The sequence below is a fragment of the Neisseria sp. P0009.S007 genome (assembly GCF_051962515.1).
The window spans coordinates 1-1,036 of the sequence record NZ_JBQCVF010000516.1; the positions used below are offsets into that span (position 1 = coordinate 1).

Annotated in this window: 1 protein-coding gene; it reads right to left on the minus strand. The window is 57.7% G+C overall.

From position 1 onward, the window contains the following. On the minus strand, positions 1-920 hold a 920-nt coding region (locus ACTHS3_RS14450), incomplete at its 3' end, for a TonB-dependent receptor plug domain-containing protein (RefSeq protein WP_440368301.1). Positions 921-1,036 lie beyond the last annotated feature (116 nt).

The following is a 1,036-nucleotide window of genomic DNA, read 5'->3' on the forward strand; positions in this document are numbered from 1 at the left end:
AGATAGTCGTTAAGCTGCCACGATACGTCCCAGATGCCCGATGTCGAGCCGGTTACGAACACGGGCTTTTCTTTTAAGAAACGGCGGCTGGCAGTGTTGCCCATGATTTCGTTTTGCGGCGCGCGCGAACGGATGTGGTTCAGCGTCAGGCGGCTGTAAAAATCGGGATGGTTTTCGGGCGTGAGCAGGAGTTTGAAGCGCACGTTGTTGTTTTCCACGCGGCGCGGGTTGCCGGTCGGCTCATAGGACACGAACGGCTCGTAGCTTTCGCGCTGCTGCCGTTCCGCGTTCAAGCGGAAGGCAAGGTTGTTTTTCACAATCGGACCGGACACTACGCCGGCGATGTTGCGCGTTTTCTGGTTGCCTAAACCCAAGCGCAGCGCGCCTTCCCATTCGTCGGTCGGGTCTTTGGAACGCATCACCACCGCGCCAGCCACCGCGTTCTGCCCGCGCACATGGCTTTGCGGCCCGCGTAAGACTTCCACCTGCTGCATGTCCCACAGCGACTGCGTGCCGAAGGCGTATTCGTTGTAAGTGGCGGAGCGGCCGTCTATAGAGAGGTTCAGGCGCGGCCGCGTGCCCGCAAAGAACGCCACCGCACCGACGGCGGGGCCGGAGCCGTCCACGCCGCGCACGGTCGGTAAATCGTTGCCGCTGCCCAAGTCCACCGTGTTCACAGTCTGTTTGAGCAGGTCGGTTGCGGAAAGATTGTGGCCGCTGCGGTCGATGTTCGGCGTGGTGAAAACGCGGTTGGATGTGGCGGTTTCAAAGCCGCTGCGGTTGGTGCGTTCGCCGGTGACGACAACTTCTTCCAACTGCACCTGTTCCGCATCTTGCATCGCATCGGCGGCATAAATCCATTCGGAGGCAAAAGCGGTGGCAATCAATAGGGGGAGGCGGCGGAGGATGTGTTTCTGCATTTCCTTATCCTTTCAGACGGCATACGTCGGGGTGGATTGAACATCAGGAAATCCAATTGCTCCGTCAGTATGCAAATATTTGTGTTTACATATTTACATAAAACAAACTATTAATG